The 26,103-nt window shown below is 61.4% G+C and carries 19 protein-coding genes; 17 read left to right on the top strand and 2 right to left on the bottom strand.

Translation table 11 applies throughout. The features are described 5' to 3' along the window. The first annotated feature begins 20 nt into the window (after positions 1-20). Complete coding sequence (locus ACVIHF_RS00965) at positions 21-1,475, top strand: FAD-dependent oxidoreductase (protein ID WP_253610520.1); 1,455 nt, start codon at positions 21-23, stop codon at positions 1,473-1,475. A gap of 26 nt (positions 1,476-1,501) precedes the next feature. Continuing rightward, complete coding sequence (locus tag ACVIHF_RS00960) at positions 1,502-2,170, top strand: HAD family hydrolase (RefSeq protein ID WP_253610519.1); 669 nt, start codon at positions 1,502-1,504, stop codon at positions 2,168-2,170. Positions 2,171-2,230: 60 nt separating this feature from the next. Here ACVIHF_RS00960 and ACVIHF_RS00955 read toward each other — a convergent pair. Continuing rightward, positions 2,231-3,173 (bottom strand): IS630 family transposase gene (locus tag ACVIHF_RS00955; protein WP_141343507.1). Its coding sequence is split into 2 segments (ribosomal slippage): positions 2,231-2,833 and positions 2,835-3,173, totalling 942 coding nucleotides; the frame shifts between segments, so codons are not numbered across the junction. A gap of 12 nt (positions 3,174-3,185) precedes the next feature. Here ACVIHF_RS00955 and ACVIHF_RS00950 point away from each other — a divergent pair. From ACVIHF_RS00950 to ACVIHF_RS00900, 11 genes are all read left to right on the top strand, one after another. Then, complete coding sequence (locus ACVIHF_RS00950) at positions 3,186-3,683, top strand: type II 3-dehydroquinate dehydratase (RefSeq protein WP_456791463.1); 498 nt, start codon at positions 3,186-3,188, stop codon at positions 3,681-3,683. Beyond that, positions 3,680-4,498, top strand: coding sequence for an ROK family protein (locus ACVIHF_RS00945; RefSeq protein WP_253610517.1), 819 nt, complete (start codon positions 3,680-3,682; stop codon positions 4,496-4,498). Before ACVIHF_RS00950 ends, ACVIHF_RS00945 begins: the two co-directional genes overlap by 4 nt. Then, a complete protein-coding gene (locus tag ACVIHF_RS00940) occupies positions 4,491-5,804 on the top strand; it encodes a hypothetical protein (RefSeq protein ID WP_253610516.1) in 1,314 nt (437 codons plus the stop codon). The genes ACVIHF_RS00945 and ACVIHF_RS00940 overlap by 8 nt, the downstream gene beginning before the upstream one ends. Then, entirely contained in the window at positions 5,801-6,313 is a 513-nt protein-coding gene (locus ACVIHF_RS00935) for a shikimate kinase (protein ID WP_253610515.1), read from the top strand. The genes ACVIHF_RS00940 and ACVIHF_RS00935 overlap by 4 nt, the downstream gene beginning before the upstream one ends. Further along, a complete protein-coding gene (locus ACVIHF_RS00930; RefSeq protein ID WP_456791462.1) occupies positions 6,310-7,008 on the top strand; it encodes a DegT/DnrJ/EryC1/StrS family aminotransferase in 699 nt (232 codons plus the stop codon). Before ACVIHF_RS00935 ends, ACVIHF_RS00930 begins: the two co-directional genes overlap by 4 nt. Next, entirely contained in the window at positions 7,001-7,477 is a 477-nt protein-coding gene (locus ACVIHF_RS00925; protein ID WP_456791461.1) for a DegT/DnrJ/EryC1/StrS family aminotransferase, read from the top strand. The genes ACVIHF_RS00930 and ACVIHF_RS00925 overlap by 8 nt, the downstream gene beginning before the upstream one ends. Then, positions 7,474-8,544, top strand: a complete 1,071-nt coding sequence (locus tag ACVIHF_RS00920; protein WP_256559080.1) for a Gfo/Idh/MocA family protein — start codon at positions 7,474-7,476, stop codon at positions 8,542-8,544. Before ACVIHF_RS00925 ends, ACVIHF_RS00920 begins: the two co-directional genes overlap by 4 nt. Before the next feature lie 10 nt (positions 8,545-8,554). Further along, positions 8,555-9,535: a DUF2156 domain-containing protein gene (locus tag ACVIHF_RS00915; protein WP_253610512.1), complete on the top strand. Its 981-nt coding sequence runs from the start codon at positions 8,555-8,557 to the stop codon at positions 9,533-9,535. Positions 9,536-9,654: 119 nt separating this feature from the next. Next, positions 9,655-10,575: a nucleotidyltransferase domain-containing protein gene (locus ACVIHF_RS00910; protein ID WP_456791460.1), complete on the top strand. Its 921-nt coding sequence runs from the start codon at positions 9,655-9,657 to the stop codon at positions 10,573-10,575. A gap of 5 nt (positions 10,576-10,580) precedes the next feature. Next, positions 10,581-12,536 carry an SDR family NAD(P)-dependent oxidoreductase gene (locus ACVIHF_RS00905; RefSeq protein WP_253610510.1) on the top strand — a complete coding sequence of 652 codons (1,956 nt, stop codon included), beginning with the start codon at positions 10,581-10,583 and terminating at the stop codon, positions 12,534-12,536. A gap of 9 nt (positions 12,537-12,545) precedes the next feature. Beyond that, positions 12,546-13,769 carry an MFS transporter gene (locus ACVIHF_RS00900; RefSeq protein WP_253610509.1) on the top strand — a complete coding sequence of 408 codons (1,224 nt, stop codon included), beginning with the start codon at positions 12,546-12,548 and terminating at the stop codon, positions 13,767-13,769. Positions 13,770-14,266: 497 nt separating this feature from the next. Here the strand turns inward: ACVIHF_RS00900 and ACVIHF_RS00895 are convergent, their stop codons facing one another. Beyond that, positions 14,267-14,713: a hypothetical protein gene (locus ACVIHF_RS00895; protein ID WP_253610508.1), complete on the bottom strand. Its 447-nt coding sequence runs from the start codon at positions 14,711-14,713 to the stop codon at positions 14,267-14,269. Positions 14,714-15,037: 324 nt separating this feature from the next. On the opposite strand from ACVIHF_RS00895, the gene ACVIHF_RS00890 reads away from it, so the two are divergent. The 4 genes from ACVIHF_RS00890 to ACVIHF_RS00875 all read left to right on the top strand — a co-directional run bounded on the left by ACVIHF_RS00890 (position 15,038) and on the right by ACVIHF_RS00875 (position 25,969). After that, positions 15,038-18,448 carry an autotransporter family protein gene (locus ACVIHF_RS00890; RefSeq protein ID WP_253610507.1) on the top strand — a complete coding sequence of 1,137 codons (3,411 nt, stop codon included), beginning with the start codon at positions 15,038-15,040 and terminating at the stop codon, positions 18,446-18,448. Between the two features lie 83 nt (positions 18,449-18,531). Beyond that, positions 18,532-19,086: an invasion associated locus B family protein gene (locus ACVIHF_RS00885; RefSeq protein WP_253610506.1), complete on the top strand. Its 555-nt coding sequence runs from the start codon at positions 18,532-18,534 to the stop codon at positions 19,084-19,086. Positions 19,087-19,664: 578 nt separating this feature from the next. Further along, positions 19,665-21,626 carry an autotransporter assembly complex protein TamA gene (locus ACVIHF_RS00880; protein ID WP_253610505.1) on the top strand — a complete coding sequence of 654 codons (1,962 nt, stop codon included), beginning with the start codon at positions 19,665-19,667 and terminating at the stop codon, positions 21,624-21,626. After that, positions 21,626-25,969 (top strand): translocation/assembly module TamB domain-containing protein, encoded by a 4,344-nt coding sequence (locus tag ACVIHF_RS00875; protein ID WP_253610504.1) that lies wholly within the window; start codon positions 21,626-21,628, stop codon positions 25,967-25,969. Before ACVIHF_RS00880 ends, ACVIHF_RS00875 begins: the two co-directional genes overlap by 1 nt. The last annotated feature ends 134 nt before the right edge of the window (positions 25,970-26,103 follow it).

Below are 26,103 nucleotides of genomic sequence, written 5' to 3'. Positions count from 1 at the left end.
ACGAGATGCATAACACTTTGATGACAATTCAAAGTAAAGGCGCTCTAAAGTTGAACACCAAGTATGATGTAATTGTGGCTGGTGGTGGAGTCATCGCCCGAGCTACAGCTCTCGAACTTTCAGCGCGTCGCCTCTCCGTCGCGCTCATTGCCCCAAACTCAGGCTTAGAGAAAAGTGCAAGTCACGCGGCCGGCGCCATGCTCGGGTCATTCGCCGAGTTCTGCAAAGACAAGTGGACGCTTGCTGATCAAGAGGAGGCAAAGCTCCGCATCGAATCAGGGAGGGTCTGGGAAGCATGGTATCGCTCGGTCGCCGAGCGTGCTTCCAGCGACGGGCGCGTGGGACGCGGCACATTCATTGTTGCCACGAATCACGGCAGTCAGGATGTCGAGAATATTCGTTTTATCAAGGCTCAGGCTGATGCCTGGGAGGAACCCAGTGAGTGGGTCGAACCGAAAGACGTCCAAGGGCTCGCGCCCCACAAGCTTTCACGGCCGCAGCTCGTGCTTTCGCTGCCCAAAGAAGGCTACATCGAAAGCCGAGTGTTGCTTGACACGCTCGGCAAGGCAATTTCGCTGGACCGTTCCATCACCGTGATTGATGAGACGGTCGTCTCAATCGAAGCCGACACACGCCGCGTTCAGGTGAAGACGGATCGTGGAGCCGTCCTCGATGCCAAAGAAATCGTCGTTGCCGCCGGCGTTAATACATTGCGGTTGCTACCCTGGCTCGACGTTGGCGTCGGTCAAAAGCTCGTCATGTTGGGCGGACGCGGTTCGAGCGCAATCGTCGAAGCGCCTCTTGCATTCGCGGGCGTAATGCGGACCCCCAATCGCGACTTCGCGTGTGGCAGTCACTTGGTCCCGCTCTCGGGGCGACGAATATATCTGGGAGCCACGAACCGCCTTGAGACGGCTGAATTCGATGATCCCAAGCCCACCGTGGGCGAACTTTATGCGCTTTGCCACTCGCTAGCCAATGAATTGAATGTGCATCTTCGGCTTGGGGCGGTTCGTGAAACACGAGCGGGATTCCGCCCGATTACTTCCGACGGATGTCCACTTTTCGGGCGAACGGCCCACGACCGTGTTCTAGTGGCGACCGGCACCTACCGGAACGGAATCCTGATGGCGCCCGTTATCGCGCGATCCATAGCCGATGAGCTCACATCTTCGTCCGGTGCCGCGAACAATCCGTTTTCGCCCGGCAACCGAGCTCGCATGCGAGAGGACAGGGATCCGGTCAAAGAGCTGTTGGCGAGCGTCGCTCAGATGGTGTCCTTCATGCAGGAGCCAGACGGGAATCTGCCCTTCGACCGCGCCGCCGAACTCGAAGGATTAATTCGAAGCCTCCTGGGCGGTGTCGTGAGGGAGGCCGATCGAAGCGCGGTCAAGGAAACGATCGAGCAGACTCTCGCGCGCTATCCGATTCAGGAGGCGATGCCGTTGATCCTCTACGCGATCAACTCTCGATAATTCCTCCAATTCTGGTGGTACTTCGTATGGCCCACATGCGCGCCCAGTTTGCTGTGCCTGAACTCGTCGTATTCGACCTTGATGGAACATTGCTGGACAGCAGCCTGTCCATGCGTTCGGCCTTCGAGCGTGCGTTCCGGCGAGCGAGCCCAGCTAGCGATGTTATCCCATTTCACGAGCTTCTCGCGCGCCAAGGCATTCCATTCAAGGACATCACGCGTGAACTCCAATGGCCGGCGTCGCTTCCGGCGCTGTTCGAGGAAGAGAGCATCGCGAGCTTGTCCCTCAATCGGCTCTTTCCCGCAGTGGGGTCGCTCCTGACCGGGCTCGCGGCCAACGGAACGAAGTTAGGTCTATTCACGGGCAAGGCGCGGGCTCGCACCTTGTTACTGCTTGAGCATTTCGGGCTGGAACGCGCGTTCTCAGGCATTGTATGCGGCGACGATCCGTTGCCTGGGAAGCCGTCGGCCGATGGCTTGCATCACATCATCGCGACGACCGGAAGCCATGCGGGTCGTTGCGTGTTCGTCGGCGATTCCATGAACGACCTCAAGGCCGCTCAGGGGGCCAGCGTGAGGTTCTTGCCCGTGCGCTGGCCCGGCCAGCCGGAGTTGTTTCCACGAGGCTGCGTTCGCCGCATCATTGCGGACATCGAGCTTCTCCTGGATTGCTGCGGAGGCGGTCGGTATGTCTGACGTCATCCTGATCAACGGTCCCAATCTTGCGCGGCTAGAGCATTTTCCACATGATGTGGATCATCTGGTGTATCCAGCATGCCTAAAGTAGTTGGCACACATCTGCGGCGCAAACGACTTGACGAGTTTGCCGATGAGTTTGAGCAGGGCTTGGACCGTGCGGGTGGCGCCTTTGCGCAGCGCAGCTTTCAACCGGGAGAAGGCCTGTTCGATTGGATTGAGGTCGGGCGAGTAGGCCGGCAGATAACGCACGCGGGCGCCGACAGCCTCGATCGCCTCGCGGACACCGGCGATCTTGTGAGTGCGCAAGTTGTCCATGAAGACGATGTCGCCCTTGCGCAAGGTCGGCGCCAGGACTTGCTCGACATAAGCCAGGAACGAGGGCCCATCCATTGCACCGTCGATGACATAGGGCGCCGTGAGGCCATCGATGCGCAGCGCGGCGACAAGCGTCAGCGTCTTCCAGTGACCATGGGGCACGCCAGAGACGAGGCGCTCACCGCGAGGAGAGCGCCCATAGTGCCGGACCATCTTCGTCGTGACCGCAGTCTCGTCGATAAAGATGAGGCGCGGTGCACGCAGCTTGGGCTGCTCGGCTTTCAGCGCGGCACGCTCGGCAGCGACGTCAGGTCGATCCTGCTCGGCGGCGTGCAGTGTTTTTTTTGAAGGTGATGCTGTGACGGTCGAAGAAACGCCAGATCGAACCGATGCCGGCCTTTTGCTTTCTCTGAGAGCGCAGACGCGCGCGGATCTCCTCGAGCGTCAGGTCCGGCTCCGCGGCGATCAGCTCGATCAGCCACTGCTTGTGCTGCTCCAACGGCGAGCGGCTGTGCCCGGTGCCGGGCTTGGCCTCAACGTTTCCGGTCTTCCTCCAACGATCCATCCATCGGATCGTAGTCGAAGCGCCGAGATTGAGAATGCGCGCAGCCTCACGTGCGCTTTCGCCGGACTCAACAAGCTCAACCGCACGCACCCTGAGGTCCTTGGAGTATCCCTTCGCCATCGCATGCCCCGCATGTTGTCGCGGGCAACACCGAATCTGATTTGCGTGCCCGTGGGAATCCCCTTTGACTGTTCCGATTCACCTCAACTGGAAACCGCTCTAGGCCAACGCGCGCCCGCGATCTATGGTTATGTCACCTTGCGGCAGATCGAAGAGAAGGTCCATCGGCGAGCTGAAGCGAGTGGACTATCTCTAAAGACCTTTCAAAGCGACATCGAAGGAGAGATCATTCGGTTTGTCGACGCGCACCGCGACGCGCGCGGATTGATTATCAATCCCGGTGCCCTGATGATGAGCGGTTGGGCCTTACGAGACTGCCTCGAGGACTTCGCGGGCTACAAGATCGAGATTCACATCTCCAACATCTTCGCGCGCGAAGCGTTCAGGACCCGCTCCGTCCTGGCGGACGTGATGAACGGCATGATCGCCGGCTTGGGCGTAGCCGCCTATACGCTCGCGGTCTCCGCGATCGAGCAAGCCATTCGTCCAGAAGCGGACGACGCTCGATGACAAGAGCCGACTCAAGATACCTCGCCCTCGATCTTGGCGCGACCAAGTTTGCGTATTGCCTGTCGAATGACGTGTCGTTGCCCAAACCCACTCGGATCGAAATCCCATTGCTGGGAGATCCGAACCGCGAATTCGCTATTATCGCTGATGTGCTCGCGCGTCGCGCGATATCCTTCCAGGGAACTGCCGTCGTCTGCGTGGCACCCAGCGTCGATGACGCCGGCATCGTCACATCGTGGCCAAATAGACCGTATTGGCGGGATTTTCCGCTCGTCGTCCAGTTTGAACAGCTCTTGGGATGCGCCGTACGATGTATCGGCGACGGCGAAGCAGCGGCTCTGGCGGACGCCGGCGAGGATCGCGGGCGAGCCTATGTGTCCCTTCATTTTGGCACGGGCGTGGGCGGGGCGATCGTCGTCGACGGCGAAATCGTGCGCCTCGGCCCCTTAAATGCCGAACTCGGTCACATCATCGTCGATCCATCGGGGGCGCCCTGCAAATGCGGCAAACGGGGTTGCCTGCAGGCCGAGTGGCAAGCCTCCCGCACCACGGACGAGGCGCTCGACGGCCTTTTAAGTAAGCTGGCACTGATGATTTCAAATTTAGCGCAGATTCTCCCGGCTTGCCAAATAACCCTTGGCGGCCGTTTGTTGGAAACTCGCCAAGACGCTACTGATTGCGTTCGCCGCGAGGTGAACGCGATCCTCGACCGCTCCGCATGGACGCCCGCTATCCGAAGTTCTGCATTCGGCAGCAACGCGCCTTTGGCGGGAGCGTTGAGGGAAGCTGTCAAGTTGGGGGCGTTCGGTGCTTAACGAACGAACCGGACCGTTCCGTATCGCCTTCGAGGGTATCGACGGCGTCGGCAAGAGCTCTGTCATTGCGCGTGTGCGTGAGACGCTTGGTAGGGATTATGGCGTGCTCTCGGAGGCGTTTGCACCGGTCACGCTGGACCTGCTCAAGCGGTTTGGCGAACATGTCGGCGAAGGCCCCCAAGCATATTGGACACGGGTATCTCGGCGAACGAAGACACAATGCTTTCTCACCGAGGGTGTTGTTCGTCCTCACTATCTCCGCTCTGACTACCAGTCCTACGATGTCGTCCTCCACGACCGATGGTGGCAGACCTTCAAGGCATACAGCAACGGTCCGGTGGAATTCGATGCACGATGCGAGTTTCTCAAGGACAAACTGCCACCTATCGATCTTACGCTGTTCCTACGAGGCGATCCGGATATCTGTGCATCAAGGCTGGTTGCGGCCGATGACTGGTTGGTTAAGCAGCTGGGGCCCGACCAAACCCGATCATTCCTTCGGCACCTCGATGCGAAATACGTTGATCTCTTTCAACGTGACCGGACGTGCGTTGAGGTGGATACTCGAGGAAAATCCCTCGACCAAATCGTCCAAATCGTTCTCGACCTCGTTGGCCAGCACGTGAACCTGTCGGATCGGCGGTCCGATCCGCACCGCCCTGTCGCGAACATCTCACCGGCCCGGTTCCGGCTACCGGATGCTGAGATATTCGCGATCGAGGGCGTGGACGGCTCGGGCAAAACGAGCATCTGCACGGCGCTTTCGGCACAACAAAGCCGCGCGGTCCGGTGCTGCCGCTTGAGTGCGGCAAGTCTCGCCGCGTTCAAGAGCGCGAACCCGCCAAGCGCTCAGGGTGACGCGTCGTCCTTCATCCGCACAACGTTCGAAGACGAATTTAGGCACCAAACGTACATCGTCGATGGATTGGTTCAGCTTGCCTGCATGGCGACGAGCGCAGCACCGCCTCAGAAGCTGCTGTTCGACAGATGGTTTCCTGCGTTTGCCATCTACCAGAACGACATCTGCTCGGATCGCGAGTTGTTCGACTTCTTGCTCGCACAGTATCCTGTGCCGGAAACGCTATTCTATTTGAACGTTGAGCCCTCTGTTGCAGTGGATCGCCTGCGTGATCGTGCCGACTGGATGATCGCCTCCCTCGGTGCGCAGGCCACGGAGGAGAAGTTATCTTGGATGCAGTCGGTCCATCGAACGAAGATGGAAGAGATCCACGGCATTATTCAGCTCGACGGGCATAAGCCACTCGCTGACATTGTTCAGCAAGTCAACGCGAGACTGTCAGCATGATCGTGCTGGTAGGAATGCCTGGTTGCGGAAAGTCAGCGCTGGCACGTGCATATGCTGGCGCAAAAGGCCTGCCGAGATACGATACCGACGAGATCCTTCGCGAGCGCCATGGCGATATCCTTGGGCCTGCTCCGTCTGAGCGGCGTTGGCAAGAATTCCGCTGGCGTGAGGCTGCGCTCGTTGATGAACTTTCTTCTAGGCAGGAAGGTATTCTCGCTCTTGGCGGCGGCGCATGGGAAGCTGGCAGGCATCTCCTCCTTTCGAAGCATCTATGCGTCTACCTCGAATGCGAGCACAAGATCCTGATCGAGCGGCTAATGAGTGGCGATCGCGTGATGTTCTCAGCAACCTCCCTTGAGCAACAGGCGCGCGAGTTGCTGAAGCGGCGGGAGGCCATCTACCGCCTAGCCCATAGAACTATCGACGCAAGCGAGCCGCTTATGGGGCTCGTTTTCCAACTGTCCATCCTACAACAAGATGGCCTTCCAGCCGCAGTGAGGATCGCATGAAATTCGACAATATCGAATGGCCACGCTTCGGTTCGGATGAGAAGAGCGCCCTCAACGAGGTATTGAGTAGTGGGAAGTGGTGGCGCAACGAAGGGCGATTTGTTGTTGAGGTCGAAAAACAGCTTGCCGCACTCGAGGGCGCGCGGAATGTTGTTGCTGTCTCCAGCGGCACGCATGCCCTTGAACTCGCGTTGACAGCGACGGGGGTGCCGCGCGGCTGCGGCGTAGTCGTACCAGCGCTAACCTTTAATTCGTCCATGTCAAGCATCCAAAGGCATGGGGCTTATCCCGTTGTGGCGGATGTGGACCCCGACACATGGACGCTTTCAACGGAATGGCGAGACATCCCCGCAGAAATTCCAATCGGCGCGGTGATGCCAGTCCACTATGCGGGAATTCCTGCGGACCTTGAGGCGCACGGCAAGAGCGCCCGGGATCTTGGTGCTGTCACGATTCAGGACTCGGCGCATGGACCGGGCATTCGCTTTGGTGGCTCGTCAGTCTCCGCGTATGGCGAGGCGGTTTGTTACAGCTTCCAGAACTCAAAGCTGCTGCCGGCAGGTGAAGGCGGCGCGGTAATTTTTGCCTCCGACGAGGCCTACAAACGCGCGCAGCTCGTACACAATTGCGGTCGCGGACTGGGGGAGACTGGCTACGATCATCGTGAGATCGGATCGAACTACCCGCATGAATGAATTTTCTGCCGCCGTGCTCGCCGGGCAATTCAAGCGCTTCCAAGAGCAAAGCCGCATCCGGCGCGATAACGCTGCGCGATTTCGCAAGCGCCTTGAACGATGCGAGCCGCTCGTATTCCAGAAATCCGCTGGCGAAGGCAGCGAATGCTCCGAGTATCTCGTCCAGGCGCGGCTCCAAACGGATCTGCCGGGGGCGGAATTGAGAGACAGGGTGGTTCACGATCTCCAGGCGCTCGGTATCCCCGCCAACCGGCTCTATCCTCCCCTCTTCACCTTGAAGTCGTATTGGCAGCAGGCGGAGCCGGGCGCGTCGCCAGAGGGTTTAGCAAAACGTTGCCAGAATGCCATTCGGATCGCCGAAACCGGCTTCTGTCTCCATCACCGGATGTTCCTGGCCTCGCCGGATCTGATCGAGCGCTTTGCCGATACCGTCGCAATTGTCGTCCGGGAAGCGCTGGTTTCAACATGACGCGCAGCGTGGTCTTCATAGGTCGAGGGTGGGTGGTAACCGACATCTGGTTACCCAACCTTCAGCGTGCGGGAGTATCACGCTTCTGCTGCATTGATCCGTTCGCAGCCAATCAAGGCGAGCGTTCCGCTTCGCTCCGGACCGTCCACGGCCTGGATGAACTCGAGCCAGACGATGTCGACATCGCGATCGTCGCCTCCCCCAACGCCATGCATGTTGAACACGCGCACGCTCTCTTGAGCAGGGGTGTGTCCACAGTCATCGAAAAGCCCGTTTGCTTTTCATGCGACGAGGCATCGCGGCTTGGAGTGACCTCAACGGCGTCACGTTCCCAGCTTCTGCGTAGCTGCGCGTCAATTTTTGATCCCCACTTTGAGGAATTCAAGCGCTTGGTCCATGGCCACGGCGCCGCTCGCATCCAGTCAGTCGCGGCGCACTGGATTCGTGGTAACGGCATTCCCTCCTCGCGTTGGCTGACAGAATCGCAGCATGCCGTAGCAGGGTCTTCCGTAGATCTCGGCTGGCACTTGCTGGAATGCATCCTGGCGCTACTCGACTATCCCAAGATGACGCTCACGAACGCGAAATTCTCCTTCCTTGCGTCGGCCGACGGTGCCCAAGGCAAGTTTGCGTCCTGGTACGGGAGCCAGTTGGGGCATTCGTCGGGTTTGGTCGACGTCGATGTTGCTGCCGAGCTGAAGTTCAGGACGGCGGCAGGCGCAGATGTTGCGATGAAGACAGCTTGGCAGGCCAATGTTGCGCACGACGAGGTTCGTTTGGCGGTCGCAGGTCAGGGTTTTGAGTTGGATTTGCGCACCATCTTTGGGATGTCGCGAAACGGCCCCGCTCGCCCGCACATCTACGGAATAGTTGACGGCAAGGCGTTGGAGTTCGAGCTACCCAAGAAGGAGCCGGGTGAAGCTCACGCGAGGATGATACAGACCTTTGTCTCCGCAGGCTTCGATTCAGGGCGCGTCAATCAGAATATTCGTCAGTTGGAAGCCTTGGCGAGCGCTTCCGCGCAGATTGTGGATCACCACCGGCTCTGGCGAGCAAGGGTTTCTTAAAGGAGAGGCCATGGAAGATCGCGGCGGAACTCTTGGTGGGCTCGTGCGGAAGTACGGCGATTTTTCGCTTGCGTGCTCGTTGGCCCAGCCCCGGCTCAGGTTCTATGGGGATGAACACGGCGGCCTTTGTTACGACGAACATAAATCTTACGGTAGCTCGACCCGCTTAGTTTTGGGGGAGCCACTAGCTGATGTCGAATGCTGGGAGCGTATCCTCATTGAATTTCTGAATCAGTCAGAGGATGTGATCTTCCTCAACGTGGGGGAGGTGTTCGCGAAGGTTCTGAAGGCTCACGGCTTCTATACCAACTGTATCGGATGGGAGGCCCTTGTTGACCTCACCACCTACGAACTCGCCGGGCCCAAAAAACAGAATATCCGCAATGCCATCCGGAGATGCGAGACCAACGGCTATTCCATTGAAGAAGTCGATCCGGCTTCCGGCGCGTGGCTGGAAGTCGACAGCGTCTCGCAAGACTGGCTCTCACGTAAGTCATTATCGCGGCCCGAAAATCGGCTGATTACCCAACCGCTATTACGAGCCAATATGGGGCAGCGGGTCTTTGCGATGCGCGACAGCCGCTCTGAGATGGTACATTTCATCACGATAGATGAAATGTGGAAGGATGGCGCCCTTCTTGGTTACCATTCCAATATTAACCGCGGCGTCGCAACCTCTCCGAAGAACGCCGACTACGCAATTCATGCGCATATCATCGCCCAGCTCAAGCGGGAGAAAGTCGACTTGTTCTCGCTGGGCTTATGCCCGGACATGGGTTCGATGAGAGATGGCAAGTCAGAGAATATTTACCTCGCCATTGCGCTCCTTGCTGGAGCCAAGCTAGGCAGCCACATCTACAATCTTTCGGGAATATCAGCGCACAAAGCCGCGTTTCGGCCCGACATGAAACGGTCTGTCTTTGTTGCGACATCGCGGCCATGGCCAATTCCAAGCCTTGCGAGAACGCTTAGTGCCATGAACCTGATCTAGTCCATTTCGTAAGGCGCGGGCGGCCGACCAAGTCGTCTCTTCACAGAACGAAGCCTAGAGGTGACATGCGGGATTGGTCGAGCCCGGCGCGCTTGGTGAACCCCGAAGGAGTTGCAGCAATGAAAGACACAGCGCGGACCGAAAGCTTCATCAATGAGCTTCGGCATTCGGATAACCTTCTTGAGCTATTCCAGAAGAAGGGCTTCAGCCTAGAGAAAGTCTCCCGCCAATTGACGGGTTCGATAGACGACGTCGGCATCTTGTTGGTGGGATCCGTGGCCGAGGGTTACGCCACTACGTCGTCCGATATTGACCTGTTGGTCTTGAGCTACGTCTCTCGAGATGAGGTCGATCTGAGCGACAACCTTCGGATTGAATCCGGAAAATCGTTGGAAACGCTGGTCTATCTCGACGGCGTTGAGATCAACGTCGAAGTGGTCTTGCGAGAAGACTACGACCACGTCGCCAAGTCTCTGGACAAGATTGCCGCGGATGCTGCCTTAGGGCGAGGCATGACGAAGATGCCGATGATCGACAATTACAGCCTGCGGTTCCTACATCGGCTGCGGACAGGGATCGTCGTCGAAGGCGAGGCCGTGATCGATGAATTCCGGAACGATTTCCGCGTCCAATCCCTTCCGCTCTACCTGGCGATCAAGCGCATCATCCTCGCGAGGGAATCGCTCGAGGACGCTAAATCGTCCGATCCTGCCGTTTATGGGTTGGTTGAATTTATCTGCCGCGACATCATCGAGCATGCATGCCTCGCCCTGGCCGCCGCACGAGGTTTCACCTCGCAAAGCCGCCGCTTCGTTCTGAATTGGATTAATCAGCGCTCGGGTGAAGAACAACAGCTCGCGCTGCTTCACGCGCTTCGCCGGCAACTGGTCGAGACTCGCGCCTTGGAGCCGGCCGCCAAATCAGAACTGGTGCGCCGTACCGAGGGGCTCTATGTCGAGGTCCTGAAGGTTCTGCAAGAAGACTATACGATGCGGCGCATCCTCGATCAGATCTTCGCGAACATCTCCTACGCCGAGTAGATCAAATGAAGCGTGTGTTTGTGGTCACGGGAGCGTCTGGTTTTCTCGGGAAGCAGCTTTTGCTCGAGCTGGCGTGCCGCACCCCTGCGCGGCATATCTTTGCGCTTGTTGGCAACTCGGAGCCGGAATCTGTGCTAGCGTGGCTGCGTTCCCGGAATGTGGTGCCCGCGCATCTCACGGTTCTCTCCACGCAGTTGCAAGCGGACCATTGTGGTGTCCCGATGGAGGCGTTTCGGGAGTTTCGTGATTGTGAGATTCACGTCATTCACTGTGCCGCGCACTACGACCTCGACCAGGATGATTGGAACAAGTGCTTCGACACAAACGTCACCGGTACGGCCAATGCCATTGCGTTGGCGCGGCGCATAGGCGCGGCGTCCTTCAATCTCATCAGCACAATCGCTGTGGCGGGGGAGTATCCCGGCGTCTGGACAGAATCGCACTTCCGGGAAGCCAAGAAGTGGAGCAACAACTACGGAAGGACGAAGCATCAGGCGGAAGGCTTGATCCGCGAAGCGCAATTCCCTGCGGCGAATATCTTTCGTCTGGGTGTGCTGGTTGGAGATACGCAGACCGGCAGCTACTTCAAGGCCGACGGCATCTATAAGTTCTTTCCGGCCCTGAATGGTGCACTCAGGTACTTGCCATCAGGAATGCCCCTTCCGTCAATCGGTTGGGCAAACATACCCATCTGCCCAGTGGACCACGCCGCCCGGGTGATCGCCTCGCTGGTTGCGCAAGCCAATACGGGCCTGGCCGTGCATCATGTTTTTGAAGACACGAGCTACAGCGTAGATGACATCCTAGAAATTTTTATCAAGTCCGCCGACCATGATGGATTCGTGGTGCCGACTGGCTCTTCCCACATTCTGACGTGGCTTAGCGAGTTCACGCGGCACGACCGAGTATTGGATAGGCTTAAGAACGAGCTCCTGGACGCGTTGGGTGAACTGGATGTCCCGACGAACCTGCTCAAGGAGCTGAGGCAGCCCACTCAGTTTGTCAACAAAGAGACCTCCCGGCGTCTCTGCTCTATGGGGATCGCCTCGCCGGAGCTGCCTGATTACGCGCCGAGGCTGTGGCGGGCATGGCAAGCGGGCCGCACCATTCAACGCCGGCACCAGACGACCACGCATTTTGAGAACAAAAATGTCCTCCTCACGGGAGGTACTTCGGGAATCGGAAAGGCCATCGCTCGAAAGTTGGTTCGGCGGAAGGCCAACATCGTCGTGCTGGCGAGGAACCGCGATGCGTTCGAGAAACTTCGCGCGAGCCTCGGGAGTCCGGGAGCCGAAAGGTTGCGTTTCATTGAATGCGATCTCCTGAACGATGTCGCGATCTCGGAGGCGCTGACGGAGCTCTCCCGCGGCAAGTGGATTCCCGACGTCTTCATTCACGCCGCGGGCCTTTCAGTAGCCAGGGAATTCCTCAAGATGTCCGCACAAGCCGAAGAGACCAAGCGAATGACGCAAGTCAATTTTCTGTCGGCCGTAACTCTCCTGCGATCGCTATTGCCCGGCATGATCGAGCGAGGCGGTGGCCATGTTGTCGCGCTTTCCTCGATTTCTTCCGAGATGGATGTAGCAGAATACGCGAGCTATTCCGCGAGCAAGACGGCTCTCGATCAGTTTTTTACGGCGTTGCGGGCGGAGTTGCTCGGGAAAGGTATTCTCTTTGGGATTCTCCATCTTCCTTTGGTCAAGTCGCCAATGACTAGCCGGAATATCAAGCTGCGCAATTTTCCGATGATGTCGGAAGACGCCGCGGCCTCACGGGTCATCGAAGCCATCCTCGCCGGACGCTTCCGAACGAGCATGCCCTACGGAAAGGTCTTCGCGGTCATCAAATCGATGTTCCCGAAGGGGTCGCTGGTGCTGTCGACCATCACGTGGCGGATCGTTGCAAGATTCCCGTATTTTGCGAAACTTCTGGACGCGACGTTCGACGCACCGGCGCGGTGACGTATGGGCATGCCCTATCAAGTCAATCCTGCGCACATACCTGATGAAAAGACCATCGTAGCGAAGTTACCCCGCACATCGACGTCCTACGGCTGGATACTCGGTTGCTCGGTATTCTTCGCCTCGTTTTCTCAGTTGGCTGCGTACATATGCGTGCCGGCCGTCCCGCTCTTTTCGTATCTGTTCCCATCCGACCAGGGCGCTGTGGCCATATCCACGTATCTGCTGTTCTCGGCAGTTGGGCAATTAACTTGGGGAGCCGCAAGCGATCGCTCGGGCCGCTTTCAGACCGTGTTATGGGGAGCTCTTCTCGGTACGGCTGGAACATTACTCTGCATCTTCGCCACGACCTGGCAAGTGCTGGTGTGCGGACGAGCCCTTCAGGCGCTCGGCTTTTCAGCATGCTTGATCAATTCGCGGTCGATCCTGCGGGACTGGTTTGACGGCGATGAGTTGACCAGAGCGGTAGCTTTGTGTTCGGTCTGGATCTCAGTCGCGCCCATACTGACCCCGCTTGCCGGCGGAGCACTCGCCAGCGCCTGGGGATGGCGGGCTCCCTTTGTCCTTACACTTCTGGTCACCCTGTTTTTGCTTGCACTCTCCTACTCCGGGATTCGCCGCGACCGCGTTATTCCAAGTTCGATTCGTGTCAGGGATGCGTTTGCGACTTGTTTCAAGACGCACACCGTGGTCTGGGGCGCGGCGCTGGGCGGCGTCTATTGCATGGCTTTTGGCGCCTACATGGCAAATGCTCCGGACTTGGCCAAGAGGCTCGATCTTTATGAGCCAATCAGGTTTGGCATCGCTCTCAGTCTTCTAACCCCCTTCTTCATTCTCGGAGCGCTCGTGGTCAGAAGATGGCCGAGGATGGTGCAAGGTAGCAGGATTCTGCTTCCGCTCACGGCCCAAATGCTGTGCGCCTTGTTCTCGCTGTGGTGGCTCGCCAATGGGCAAGTCCTCTCCCCCGGCAACGTGATCTGCATGGCAGCTTATGCGGTGCTTCAAGGTGTGGTCCTGCCGGTGATCATCGCGCGCACAATGAGCGACTCCGCAGAGCTCAGTGGCACTGCTTCGTCGCTATTCAGCGCGATGCAGATGGCAGGTGGTGCATTGGGAGCCTGGTGGGCTCATACGATGCTGTTCTACTACGACGGCGGAATCCATGTAGTGGCAATATCAAGCTTGGCTCTAGCTAGCCTCCTCGCAGCACGCATGGAACTTAAGGCCGTTTGATCGTGGTTGCAGCAGGTATTTGCCTGCCGAATTCGGCTTCTGCCGGGCGGGAGGGGACGAAGTGTTGAGCCGAGGAACAGCTGTAACTCGAATGGCGGGGCGCGCCTCAAACCTCTAAAATAGGCCTGCCCAGGTCTTGACTGAACTCAGGTTCAGCGGGGGTGCAGCCATGACCGCCCTGGTGGTCTCTAGGCATTCAAGCCGGCGCAAACGCAAACACCGCCCCGATGGTTAGACCGGGACGGTGAGTGAGTTATGACAGAAGTGGTTGCGGGGACCTGCAAGAGCAGGAGATGGCAGAAAATGCCACAAGCGCGGTTTTGCAGGAGGGGTTGTTGAAATTGCTTTGGCTCAAGGCCTAGTCGCCGTGGCAATGTAGCTGTTTCTCTGAGCGAAGGCGTGTTCGTGGCGCCCTAGGAAAGGTTGATCTTCTTATCCCGCTAACACGGATTATTGGCGCGTGGCCCGCCAAAATCGCGATGAACCCGTGCGTGAGATCACTTGAATGTTTCAACAAAATCGCGCTCTTCACGAGCCAATCTTTTCGCTACGGCGAAGGCGCTCGGCTTCGCGTCTTGACGCGGGAGCGCGATGCCGACACTGGTGCTGGGGCTACTAATGCTTACCGTCTGCGCCGGTAGCACCACGACGGCGCCCTTGGCGATCTTGCGGCCGCCGAGCTCGGTATCCGCGGTGGCCGAGCGCATGAAATGCTTCACCGGCGTCATCCAGCGGATCGCTTCGTCGACCAGGCTGGGGATCAGCTCCGGGTTGGCCTTCACCTTGGCGAACTCGCCCTCGTCCTGCGCCAGCTGGGTCCATCGCGTCCGAGATGACGGCGTCCGGGCGTTCACCGTCTTCGGTATCGAAAACCTGATCAAAATCGTCCGCATGTACAAAGAAAGTCCGGAACTGCTCAAGCGCTGGCCGCCCAAATAATCCAACCAGCCCGCGACCTACGCCGGACGCGTATGTCAGATCGCAATTTGTTGCGGGTTTTTCGAGTACGCCCATTTAACGACGGTCTTCAAGCGCCCTTGACGCGACACCCTCGGTCTACAAGCGGCGGCGCAAATAAGACGTTGACTGACAGAGCTCGGATGAAGCGCCGTTCTGTTGAGGCCGGCCTTGCCAATCTTTGCGCCCCGACAGAGGAGGCCGGGACGCGGCCGCTGCCAGCGGCGCCCGATCAAAAATCTTGACCGATTTCAACAAGGACTGACCGATTATAAGCATCATTTTGAATGAGGGCGTGCTCATCTTTATTGATGCGGAACAAATTATCGATTCATCGCCCCTTCTCGATCGCACTGTTGCAGTTCTGCCATCGGTCTGTCGGCGCAGCCTTGCCTGCTGCGCTGGCCACCATGTTGCTGGCTATAAGCAGCGGCGAGACGTTGGCACAGTACGAGTGCGGTCATCCGACCTCGAACCCGGCCACGATCACCTGTGGAGGCGCCTCCTATCCTGGTGGCATCTACTATGGCGGTCTGGGTTGGGGATTCTGGCCTCTCGCCAATAACCTGACGCTCGTCATCGTCAACCCGGGCATGGTCGTCGGGCCTTCATCTCAGCCGAACGGCGTGGTCCAGAATGACGGATACGACAATATCGTCGTCGACATCAAAACCGTCGGGACGATTACCAATCCGTACAACAGTGATGTCATTGCCTTCGACTTCGGCAACGGCAATTCAACGGTGATCCTCGACAACGGTACGATCGTTGCCGGCAAGCACGGTCTGTGGGCGGGCAATCAATTGGCGGGAGCGGGAAAGGGGGACATGTCGGTCATCATGACGGGTGGCTCGGTCAGGGCGGGGCAGGTGGGTTTGCTCGCTTGGCAGGCGGGTAGTGGCGCTGCCACAGTAACGATGAACGGTGGGACGGTAACTGCGGGACAAAGAGGGCTTCTAGCCTGGATTACCAACGGTGCGAATGCGCGCGATGCACGAGTGACGATGACGGGCGGCACAGTCACCGCCGGTGCAATTGGCCTCTTTGCGCTCAACCAAGGCAGAGGTGCTGCGACCGTTGCCGTCTCGGGCAATAGCCGCGTCGACACGACAGCGGCCGGGTCACACGGTGCGCTCGCCCAAGTCTTTAATACCGCAAGCTCAGCTGACGCGACGGTCACTCTGGCGGACCACGCGACGGTCACGACAGGGGGCGCCGACGCCGTCGGCCTCTATGCTTACAACGCCGGCCTCGGCGGGGCGCTGGTGACGATCTCGGGAGGGAGCGTCACCGCGCAGGGAAGCAACGGCCACGGCGCCTTCGCCACCATCACCAATGCGGCGAACGGGCAAAACGCCACCATCAGCATGACGGGCGGCTCCGTGACGACAACGGGCACGGGCGGCAACGGTCTCAACGCCACCACCGCCGGCACCGGCAATGCCGTGGTCACGGCAGGCGCCGGGACAACGATCGTCTCGCAACGGGGTGTCGGCATCAACGCCGTCTCGAACCGCGGCAACGTCGTCGTCACATCCAACGGCACCGTCACCGGTGCCACCGGCATTCGCGGCAGCGCCCCCGCCGGCACCGTGACCATCACCACCGCCGGCGCCACCACGGGCACCGCCGGCAGCGCCATGCAGGTCGACGGTGCGTTACGGGCGACCGTCAACAATTCCGGCAACGCGACGACCTCGAGCCTGACCGCCGCCGTGGTCGATGTGCGCGCCACCAACGGGACAATCATCAACAACCAGGCGGGCGGCCGGATCAGCGGCGCCAGCGACCTGGCCATCCTCAGCCGCTCCGGCACCACCACCATCAACAACGATGGCACCATCATCGGCTACGTCACGCTGCTGGGCAGCAACAACGTCTTCAACAACAACTCGCCCAATTCCTTCGACACGCGCGACTATGTCAACGGCGTGCAGCATGTCGCCGTCTCGCAGATCAATGGCGACTTCAACAACAACGCCAATGGCGTCCTGCGGCTGCTCTATGTCGACCGGCCGCAGAGCGTCGACAATACCGGGGCCTACCAGCCGGCCGGCAGCCTGCTGCCGACGACGCAAAACGGCGTCGCCCAGGGCCAGCTGCTGGGCGTCAGGGCGTTCGACAACCGCGGGATCATCACGCTCCAGGGGGCCGACACCGGAGCGGGGCGCCCGATCGCCGGCGACGTGCTCGTGATCACCGGCGGCACCCATCCCGGTACTGACGGGGGCGGCGTCTTCATCTCCGACGGCGGTGGTCTGAGACTAGACACCGTCCTGAACGCCGGCGGCCCTCAGAGCCTGAGCGACGTGCTCGTCGTGGATTCGACGCGCCTTGGCTCCGGTGGCGCGACTCGGATCAGCGTCGCCAACGCCGGCGGCGCGGGCGCGCCCACGCTAGGCAATGGCATCATGCTCGTCGATGTCCTGAACAAAACCGCGTCCGCGCCCGACGTCTTTGTGCTCAACGGGCAGTACACGACCAAGGACGGCCGGCCGGCCGTGGTCGCCGGGGCCTATGGCTACACGCTTTTCCACGGTGGCGTCGGCGGCAGTGCGGCGGATGGCAACTGGTACCTGCGCTCGCAACTCGTTCCGCCCAATCCAGTCCCGCCCCCCCAGCCAGTCCCGCCTCCCACGCCGCCGACAGTGCCTCCCGCGCCAACAGTGCCTCCAGCAGCGGCGTACCAGCCCCTCTACCAGCCGACAGTGCCGGTGGCTGAGGCCTATCCGCAGGTGCTGCTCGGCCTGATTGGCCTGCCAACGCTGCAGCAGCGGGTGGGCAATCGTTACTGGTGCGACGACCGGGAAAGAAGAGACGCGGCCGACGCCTCCGATCGGACGGCCCGTCCGTTCGGTTGCGAGAAGGACCCCACCATCGAGGGGGGTGGCTTCTGGCTCCGCACGGAGGGACGCCATGATCATGTCCAGCCAGCCCTCTCGACGGCGAGCGTGAACCGCGACGTGGACCAATGGCAGGTTCAGGCAGGCGTCGATGGGCTTCTTTATGAATCCACCTTTGGCGATCGCCTGATCCTCGGCGTGACTGGCCAGTACGGCAATGCCAGCGCCAGGCTGGTCTCGCCGCACGCCGACGGCTCCATCAATGCCGATGCCTATGGCATCGGTCCGACCCTGACCTGGTATGGCCGCCATGGCTTCTATGTCGATGCCCAGGGACGGGCGACCTGGTTCAACAGCAATCTGTGGTCCGATCAGGCCGGCCTCATCGCCCACAACAACACCGGCTTCGGTTACGCGTTCTCGCTCGAGATGGGCCAAGACCTGCACATCGCCAGGAGCTGGACGGTCACGCCGCAGGCGCAGCTGATCTATTCCTCCGTGACATTCGATGGCTTTACCGACCGGTTCGGGGCGAGGGTCTCGCCCGACAAGGGCGACAGCCTCCGTGCCCGGTTCGGCATCTCGGCCGGCTGGGAGAAGGCGTGGAAGGACGCGCATGGCAACGCCGAACGCCTCAAGCTCTATGGCATCGCCAATCTCTATGCCGAGTTCCTGGGGGGGACCCGGGTGAGCGTGGCCGAGACGTGGTTTGTCAGCCGCAACGCCTCCTCGACCGGGGAGCTCGGGTTGGGCGGAACCTATGATTGGGGGGACAACAAATACTCCCTCTATGGCGAGGTCGCCGCCTCCACGAGCCTCGGCAACTTCGGCAGCAGCTACGGCAATCGCGGCATTGCTGGGGCCAGGTACAGATGGTGACTGCACACAGGATCGCCCGCGCGAGTCGGACGCGTCCGCTCCGTCAGTGCGCGCGTCAACTTCTCCCCTCACGAAAGTACTCCGTGGTCCGAACTTCCGTTTTGCTCCTGGCAGCTTTGTTCGCCGGGATCCTTTTCATCGGCGCATCGCCTTCGAACCAGATCTTGGCCCAGGAGACGACCAGCCAGCCTACGACGATCATGGAAACCTACGATGCCTGGGCCTTCCGCTGTGATGCGCGCAATGCCGACAGGCAATGCCAGATCAGTGCGGAGCTCTTCCAAGACGCGACGAACCAGAAGGTATTGTCGATACTGCTTCGTCCCGCTGCCAAGGCCGGGTCTCTGGCGGGAACGATCACCGCAGCCTTCGGGATCAAGTTGTCGGAGGGTGTTACCCTCAAGGTCGGCAACAAAGACTTCAGAAAGATCGAGCTGCTGACCTGCCTGCCGAACGGGTGCTTAGCGACTACAGAATTCAACGCCGATGAGGTCAAGGTCCTCGGCACTCAGCAGAAGGTTGTGGTTCGCATGGTTACTTACGATGGCGGCAATCCGGTCGACTTTGAGCTTTCGATGAAGGGTTTCGGTGCCGCGCTGGCGCGCCTTGCCAAACTCGCCGCTCGACCCGTGCCCTGACGTTCCTTGCGGAAGTCATCGCTCATTCCTGCTGGAGATGCGCTGCAGAGACGTGGATATTTTCTGTCAGCTCGGATCGTTGAGATTCGGATCTATGCTCCGGTGTGTCATGCTTAGCTCGCCCTTCTGATCGGCTTCGATCTAATGCATGAGGCATCTGCGTGACATCGAAACGGGAGCACAGAATTCGTAACTGCACTTCTCAGACGACAAAAAGCTCGAATGTGAAAGTGCCGGAACGATCATCAAAGTTTTTGACCGGACCACGTTCTACCGGTCGTCGTCGTGCCGGATGTCAATGACTTCCGTTTGCTGCCTGCGGGCGGCCAACTTTTGCCGCGGGGTGGCGCTTGCCATTTGCAGGCTACAAGCCGGACGTGAGATCCATTGCTGGCTTAATGCGGCGTTGGCAAGCTATACGGCGTCTCTTCCCAGTCGACGTTATCTCCACGACGACACTTGCTCCGGCATTTGTCTGCCGTCTCGCAACGCCCATTAGCGCGGCGCAAGGTTCCTTTGGTGCCGCGCTACGATTCCTGGTCCGGTCGCCGGGGCGGCCAGCGCGAGGCGGACGAGGGTTGCGTATTGGTTTTGCCGTCGCAGCGATCGTCTCCTGCTCGCTGAGCGGGTCGGCTCACGCGTTCGACTTCTTTGGCCTGCTCGGTTCAGACGACCCACCGCCGGTCAGCACCACCACATTGTCCTATCGTCTGGTGATCGAGGCCAGGACGGAGGACGGCAAGGAGGATAGCGATGCCGAACAGGCCTTGCGTGACGCCTCCGCTACCTATCGGCTCCGACAGGAACCGCCACCGGACGGAGACGGTCTCGCGCGTCGCCTTCAGGCCGACATCAACCCGCTGCTCGACACGCTTTGGGGCCTTGGTCGCTACAACGCGGAAGTCGATGTGGCCATCGACGGAGTTCCCGTCTCGCCGCTGGACGAGGCCGGATTTGCCGCCGCGGCCGATCGGGCCGACGCACTTCGCAACAAGGCCGTCGTTCCGATCAAGGTCACCGCGCGGCTCGGTCGGCTGTTCAAGCTGCGCACCATTGACGTCGACTATCCGCACGACCAGACGCCGCAGGGGCTGCCGCGCCGCGCCTTCGGGCTGAAGCCGGGAGATCCGGCTGTTTCGGCTGATCTCCGCACCGCGCAGCTTAAACTCGTCGACTGGTTCCGCAGCAGCGGACATCCGTTGGCGAAGATCGCCGACGTCAAGGCAACGGTCGATCACGCAGCTGGCGCGATGGATCTTCGTATGCGGGTCGAACCCGGGCCCAAGGCCGGCATCGGCGCCGTCACCATCTCGGGCGACGGTGCTGTCGACCCGCGGGTGGTGGCGACCCATGTTTATCTCAAGGAAGGCGAGCCTTATTCTCCCGAGCGGCTGGCGCTGACCAAGACCTCCATCGCCAAGATGCCCGCCATCGGTGGCATTCGCATCCGCGAGGCCGACAAGCTCGACGCCAACGGCAACCTGCCGGTCTTCATCGATGTGACGGATCGCCCCCGGCACGCGGTCGGTCTCTCGGCGAAGTATTCGACGGTCGATGGTCCCGGCATTTCGGGCTACTACGAGGATCGGAACATATTCGGCGGCGGCGAGCGCTTGCGGCTCGAGGCGTCCGCCTCCCTCTTGCAGCGGGTCGATGGAACGTCCTTCAACGGTTTCAGCAATCTCCACGCTTCAGACTTCGGCGCGCGATTCACGGGAACGTTCATCAAGCCGGGCCTGTTCGGCACCCCCAACGACCTCTTGATCGAAGCCACCGCCTTCCGCGAGCGCGTCGGCAACAACGAGCTCGGTGGTTATACCGACGACACGGTGCGCGGCACGATCGGCGTGGTGCATCGCTTTTCGGAGACCGCTTCGCTGCAAGGCGGCTTTCAGGTCGAGCAATCGAAATCGCAGGACGTGCTGGGCCGAGTCGATGCGACGCTCGTCGGCTTCACCGCGACCGGCCGTTACGACACGACAGACAATCCGCTCGATCCCACGCGCGGTGTGCGGCTTGCTGCGACCGTCAATGCCTATCCGAAGCTGATGGGCTCCACGATCGATCTGTTCGAGGGCCGCGTCTCGGCTTCGGCCTATTACGCACTCGACGAGCAGGCCGACTACGTGCTCGCGGGCCGGCTGGCCGCGGGCTCGCTCGCGGGCGCGCCGCTGGCCGACATTCCGGATTCGCATCGTTTCTTCGCTGGCGGCGGCGGATCCGTGCGCGGCTACGGCTTCAATACCATCTCGCCGATGATGTTCGGTCAGATCACCGGTGGCAGCAGCCTGATCGAAGGTTCTGCAGAAGTGCGCGTCAGGATCACGCCGACCATCGGCCTCGTGCCGTTCCTGGACTTCGGCTCGGTGTCGCACTCGTCGCTGCCGGGCTTCAGCGACTATGTCGGCTACGGGGCGGGGCTCGGCCTGCGTTATCTCACGCCGGTGGGCCCGATCCGTCTCGATGTCGCGACCCCGCTCAATCCGCGACCGGGCGACAGCCGGTACGCGATCTATGTCAGCATAGGGCAAGCCTTCTGATGCGCGCGCGCCGTGCGCTGGTCATCGGTTTTGCCATCGCGGCGCTCGGGGTCGTCTCTGTCGCTGTGCTCGGCATCGTCTTCTACGGAATGGCCGGCATGTCCGACGCGAACCAGCAGGACATGCTCGCGGGCCTCGTCTCGCGAACGCTTTCAACCCCCGCGACCCAGGTCCATATCGGCGCCGTCGACGGCGTGCTGTCATCGGATGCCACGGTGCGCGACGTCAGCATCACCGACAAGGACGGAGTTTGGCTGACCCTCGACAAGGCCCGTTTCGTCTGGCGCCGCACCGCGCTGCTGATGGGGCGGCTGGAGATCGATCGGCTCGAGATCGGCACGCTCGATATCAAGCGAAAGCCGCTGCCATCAGACGAGCCCGCCGCGGCGTCCGACCAGCCGATTCTGCCGGACATTCCCGTGAAGGTGCAGGTGAAGGCTTTCGACCTGCATGCGCTGGTGCTGGGCCAGTCCATTCTCGGCGAAGCGCTCAGCGTGAAGGCGACCGGCAACACCGAACTGGGCTCGCCCTCGGAGGGCCTCGTTTTCAATCTCGATGCGACCCGCAACGATTTCCCGGGCCGCTTCAAGGCCGCGCTCGCCTTTGTGCCGCATGGAAACGCGTTGACCCTCGACGTCATGCTCGACGAGCCCGCCCACGGACTGATGTCCAAAATCGGTCATCTGCCGGGCGAGCCGCCCGTCACGTTCGCGCTGGGTGGCAAGGGCACGCTCGACAGCTTCGGCGGTGCTCTGAAGTTTCAGGCCGGTCCCACCATCGATGCGACCGGTGCGATCACGCTCGACCGCAACGGGGCAGGCCGGGTCCTTGCAACCCGTCTGTCGAGCCATCTCGGGCCGCTGCTGCCGTCGGTTGCCGCGCCCGTCTTTGCCGGCGAGACAAATCTCGACAGCACGACGCATTTCGGCGACGACGGCAGCGTCGTGCTGGATGGGCTGGCGCTCACGAGTCGCCTCGCCCGGCTCGATGTGAAGGGCCTGCTCGGTGCCGACAAAGTCATGGATTTCTCGGCCTCGATCCGCGCCCTGCCGAGCAATGGCGATGTCACGGAAACAGACCAGGGTTCGATCCGCAGCCTGGTTTTCGACAGTCGGGCCAACGGACCGATCAAGGCCCCGACGCTCAGGGCCAAGCTGGCGCTGTCAGGCGCCCGCCTGCCGGATGGAGATATCGATTCGCTCGACGCCTCGCTCACGGCGATTCCTCACTCAGAGGCGAGCGACCTGGCAACGCATATCGTGCTAGATGCGAATTTGCGGGCCTCCGGCATCGCGCCGCGCGATCCCGGTCTCGCAGCAGCCATCGGCAACGCCGCTTCGCTCTTGCTCCGCGGCAGCACCGATCTGGGCGGCCACGCCACCATCGAGCGGTTGGAGATCGGCACGCCCACGGTCCACGCCACCTATGCCGGCGATGTCAGCCCCGATCGGCTGCATGGCCGTGCGACCGGAAACCTGCCTGACCTCGGCCGCTTCAGCGATCTCGCCGGGTTGAAACTCAAGGGCGCGGTGGCGCTCGGTCTCGATCTCGACGCCGACCGCGAGCACGGTCGCTTCGGCGCCAAATTGTCCGGCACCGGCGAGCAGATCGCGACGGGACTCGCCGCATTGGATGGGCTCACGGGACCGCGCGTTTCGCTTGCGGCGGATGTCGGCGCAGATACCGGCCGCGACATCTATATGGTCCGGGACGTTTCGCTCGACGGTGCCCATGTCGCGGTTCGCGCCAAGGGAACGGTGACCCGCGAGACGAGCGATCTGTCGGCGCGTATCAGTCTGCCCGATCTTGCCGCGGCCGATGCGCGCCTCACCGGTGTGGCAGCTGTCGACGTCGGCCTCACCGGAGGGCTCGCGCGTCCCGGCGTGTCGTTCTCGGCTTCGGTCGATCGCGCCACCGCGATGCGCCGTCCCATTCCGCATCTGGAACTCGCCGCGACCGTCAATGACGTCAAGGGACCCTGCACGATCGATGCCAGGCTCGACGGCTCGGTCAACGGCAAGCCGGCCCGCGGGATTGTGCAAGTGAGCCGTCAAGGCGGCGACGCAGCGGCATCGGCTGTTGCCGGATGGGACGCCAAGACCGTCGACATCGCGATCGGCTCGGTATCACTGAAGGGGGCAGGGACGGTCGACGCGCAAAGCCTCGCGCGCGGGGAACTCCATTTCGCAGCCGGCTCGCTCGCCGACCTCTCGCCGCTAGCCCTCATGGACCTTGCCGGCTCCGCTTCGCTCGATCTTGCCGCAACCGCCGATGGCGGTCAGCAATCCGTGCGTCTCGCCGGCAAGGGTGCGGCAGTCCGCGCCGCCGGCGCCGCGATCCGCAGTTTCGATCTGCGCGCCGATGCGGCCGATCTTTACCGCCATCCGTTGCTCAACGCGGACGCCAAGGTCACCGGCGCCGAGATTGCCGGCCAGGCTGTCTCGAGCGTCGCCCTGACCGCGCGCGGAAACGCTGGCACGAGCATCATTGGTCTGTCGGCCAAGGCGGCTGGCTTCGATCTCGATGCTGGAGGCGTGCTGACGGCCAGGGATCGCACGCGGTTCGAGCTCAACCGCTTCACCGCGCGGCGCGGCGCCAGGGCGATCGTGTTGCAGGGGCCGGCGAGCTTCACGCTCGACGACGGAAGCGTGCTGATCGAGCATCTGGCGCTCGGCGTCGGCAACGGTCGGTTCACGGTCGACGGCAGCGTAGGCAAGACGCTGAACGTCAAGGCCATCGCGAGCGCAATCCCGCTTCCCGAGGCCGATGTCGTGATGCCGGGCCTGGGCCTTGCCGGGACGCTAGACGCCTCGGCTGTGATCGCCGGCTCGACGAGCGCCCCGACAGGCCAGTACAAGGTATCTGTCAAACAGCTAAGCGCGCCGCAGAGCCGCAGCGCCGGCCTGCCGCCGATCGACGTCGCGGCGGATGGGCGCCTCGAGGGAAGCCGCGCCAGTCTCGCCACCACGATCGCGGCGGGAAAAGCCGGCACGATCACCGCCTCGGGTACGGTACCACTCGATGCCACGGGCCCGATCGCGCTGACCGCGAAAGGCCGTCTCGATGCAGCCGTCGCCAATGCGGCGCTATCGGCGTCCGGCCGCACCGTTGCGGGCACCGTCGTGCTCGATGCCCGTTTGGGCGGCACGCGCGCCAGGCCCCAGATCGGCGGTGCCGCCACCTTGAGCGCGGGCACGTTCCGCGACAGCCTGCTCGGCACACGCTTCGACGACATCGAGGCGAAAGTCTCCGCCGAAGGCGACCGTATCGTCGTCGAGCGACTGACCGCAGCGACGCCCAACGGCGGCACATTGTCGGGCTCCGGCCAGGTGCGGGTCGCCCCGGATGCAGGCTTCCCGGGGACGGTCTCGATCCGTGGGCAACGGGCGACCCTCGCGGCCAGTGCGCTTGCGACCGCGCAGGCCAATCTCGCGATCGACGTCAGCGGTGCCCTGGCGCGCGATCCACGGATCAGTGGCCGGATCGACCTCACCCACGTCGCCGTCGATATTCCCGATCGCCTGCCGTCGACGCTGAAGCCAATCGACGGCATCAACCACGTGAACGCCGCGGGTCAGGCGGCCGCGCGCCTTGCGGCGGCGCGCAAGGCCGAAGCCTTGAAAGGCAGCAAGGGGCGTGCGGCTTTGTTCAATGCCGCGCTTGACGTTTCGGTCTCGGCGCCGAACCACGTCTTCATTCACGGCCGTGGGGTGACTGCGGAGCTCGGCGGCTCCGTGCATGTGGGCGGTACGACCAACGCTCCAGTGCCGAAGGGCGCCTTCTCGCTATATCAGGGCAAGCTGGCGGTGCTCGGAAAGACGTTGACCTTCACCAAGGGCATCCTCTCCTTCAACGGCGATCTTGCCCCCGAGCTCGACTTCGCGGCGGAGATCGCAGCCTCCGACATCACCGCGCAGGTCGGCATCTCCGGGCCGGCGGCCGCGCCGGTGTTCGCCTTCACGTCACAGCCGGAATTGCCGCAGGACGAGATTCTGTCGCGCATCCTATTCCAGAAGGCGTCCGGCAGCCTGACGACGTCGCAGGCGCTGCAACTCGCAGAGGCGGCGGCACAGTTCGCGAGCGGCGGCGAGGGGACGATGGACCGCATGCGCCGCTCGCTCGGCGTCGACAGCCTGGACGTGGGTGCCGGGGCTGGCGGCCCGATGGTCGGTGCGTCGCGCGCCATCGGCGACAGGCTGAGCGTGGGTGTGCGGACAGGTGCGAGCGCCAGCCAGTCCGGCGTGTCGGCCAATGTGGACGTTACGCGCCACATTCGGGTCGAATCGGATGTCGACGCGAAAGGTTCGACATCCGTCGGGGTTGGAGCGCGATACGAATGGTAGCACGGGCGATTTCTGCAGTGACACTGACAGCTTGTCCGATAGGCCAAGCCGGCCGCCGCAAAGGGCGCGATGTCTAGATTGCTATAGTAAGGTCGCTCTTGCAGAACGGTCGGTGGGATCAACGAGATCAGCGC

It is taken from the genome of Bradyrhizobium sp. USDA 4506 (assembly GCF_054058795.1).
Note: the sequence above shows the minus strand (reverse complement) of the source record. Positions and strands in the feature narration are given on the sequence as shown.

Excerpts from the sequence above, each read along its gene's own strand:
- ACVIHF_RS00965 (WP_253610520.1), top strand. The coding sequence starts at position 21 with ATGACAATTCAAAGTAAAGGCGCTCTAAAGTTGAACACCAAGTATGAT.
- ACVIHF_RS00960 (WP_253610519.1), top strand. The coding sequence starts at position 1,502 with ATGGCCCACATGCGCGCCCAGTTTGCTGTGCCTGAACTCGTCGTATTC.
- ACVIHF_RS00950 (WP_456791463.1), top strand. The coding sequence starts at position 3,186 with ATGTTGTCGCGGGCAACACCGAATCTGATTTGCGTGCCCGTGGGAATC.
- ACVIHF_RS00945 (WP_253610517.1), top strand. The coding sequence starts at position 3,680 with ATGACAAGAGCCGACTCAAGATACCTCGCCCTCGATCTTGGCGCGACC.
- ACVIHF_RS00935 (WP_253610515.1), top strand. The coding sequence starts at position 5,801 with ATGATCGTGCTGGTAGGAATGCCTGGTTGCGGAAAGTCAGCGCTGGCA.
- ACVIHF_RS00930 (WP_456791462.1), top strand. The coding sequence starts at position 6,310 with ATGAAATTCGACAATATCGAATGGCCACGCTTCGGTTCGGATGAGAAG.
- ACVIHF_RS00925 (WP_456791461.1), top strand. The coding sequence starts at position 7,001 with ATGAATGAATTTTCTGCCGCCGTGCTCGCCGGGCAATTCAAGCGCTTC.
- ACVIHF_RS00920 (WP_256559080.1), top strand. The coding sequence starts at position 7,474 with ATGACGCGCAGCGTGGTCTTCATAGGTCGAGGGTGGGTGGTAACCGAC.
- ACVIHF_RS00915 (WP_253610512.1), top strand. The coding sequence starts at position 8,555 with ATGGAAGATCGCGGCGGAACTCTTGGTGGGCTCGTGCGGAAGTACGGC.
- ACVIHF_RS00910 (WP_456791460.1), top strand. The coding sequence starts at position 9,655 with ATGAAAGACACAGCGCGGACCGAAAGCTTCATCAATGAGCTTCGGCAT.
- ACVIHF_RS00905 (WP_253610510.1), top strand. The coding sequence starts at position 10,581 with ATGAAGCGTGTGTTTGTGGTCACGGGAGCGTCTGGTTTTCTCGGGAAG.
- ACVIHF_RS00900 (WP_253610509.1), top strand. The coding sequence starts at position 12,546 with ATGCCCTATCAAGTCAATCCTGCGCACATACCTGATGAAAAGACCATC.
- ACVIHF_RS00890 (WP_253610507.1), top strand. The coding sequence starts at position 15,038 with ATGCGGAACAAATTATCGATTCATCGCCCCTTCTCGATCGCACTGTTG.
- ACVIHF_RS00875 (WP_253610504.1), top strand. The coding sequence starts at position 21,626 with ATGCGCGCGCGCCGTGCGCTGGTCATCGGTTTTGCCATCGCGGCGCTC.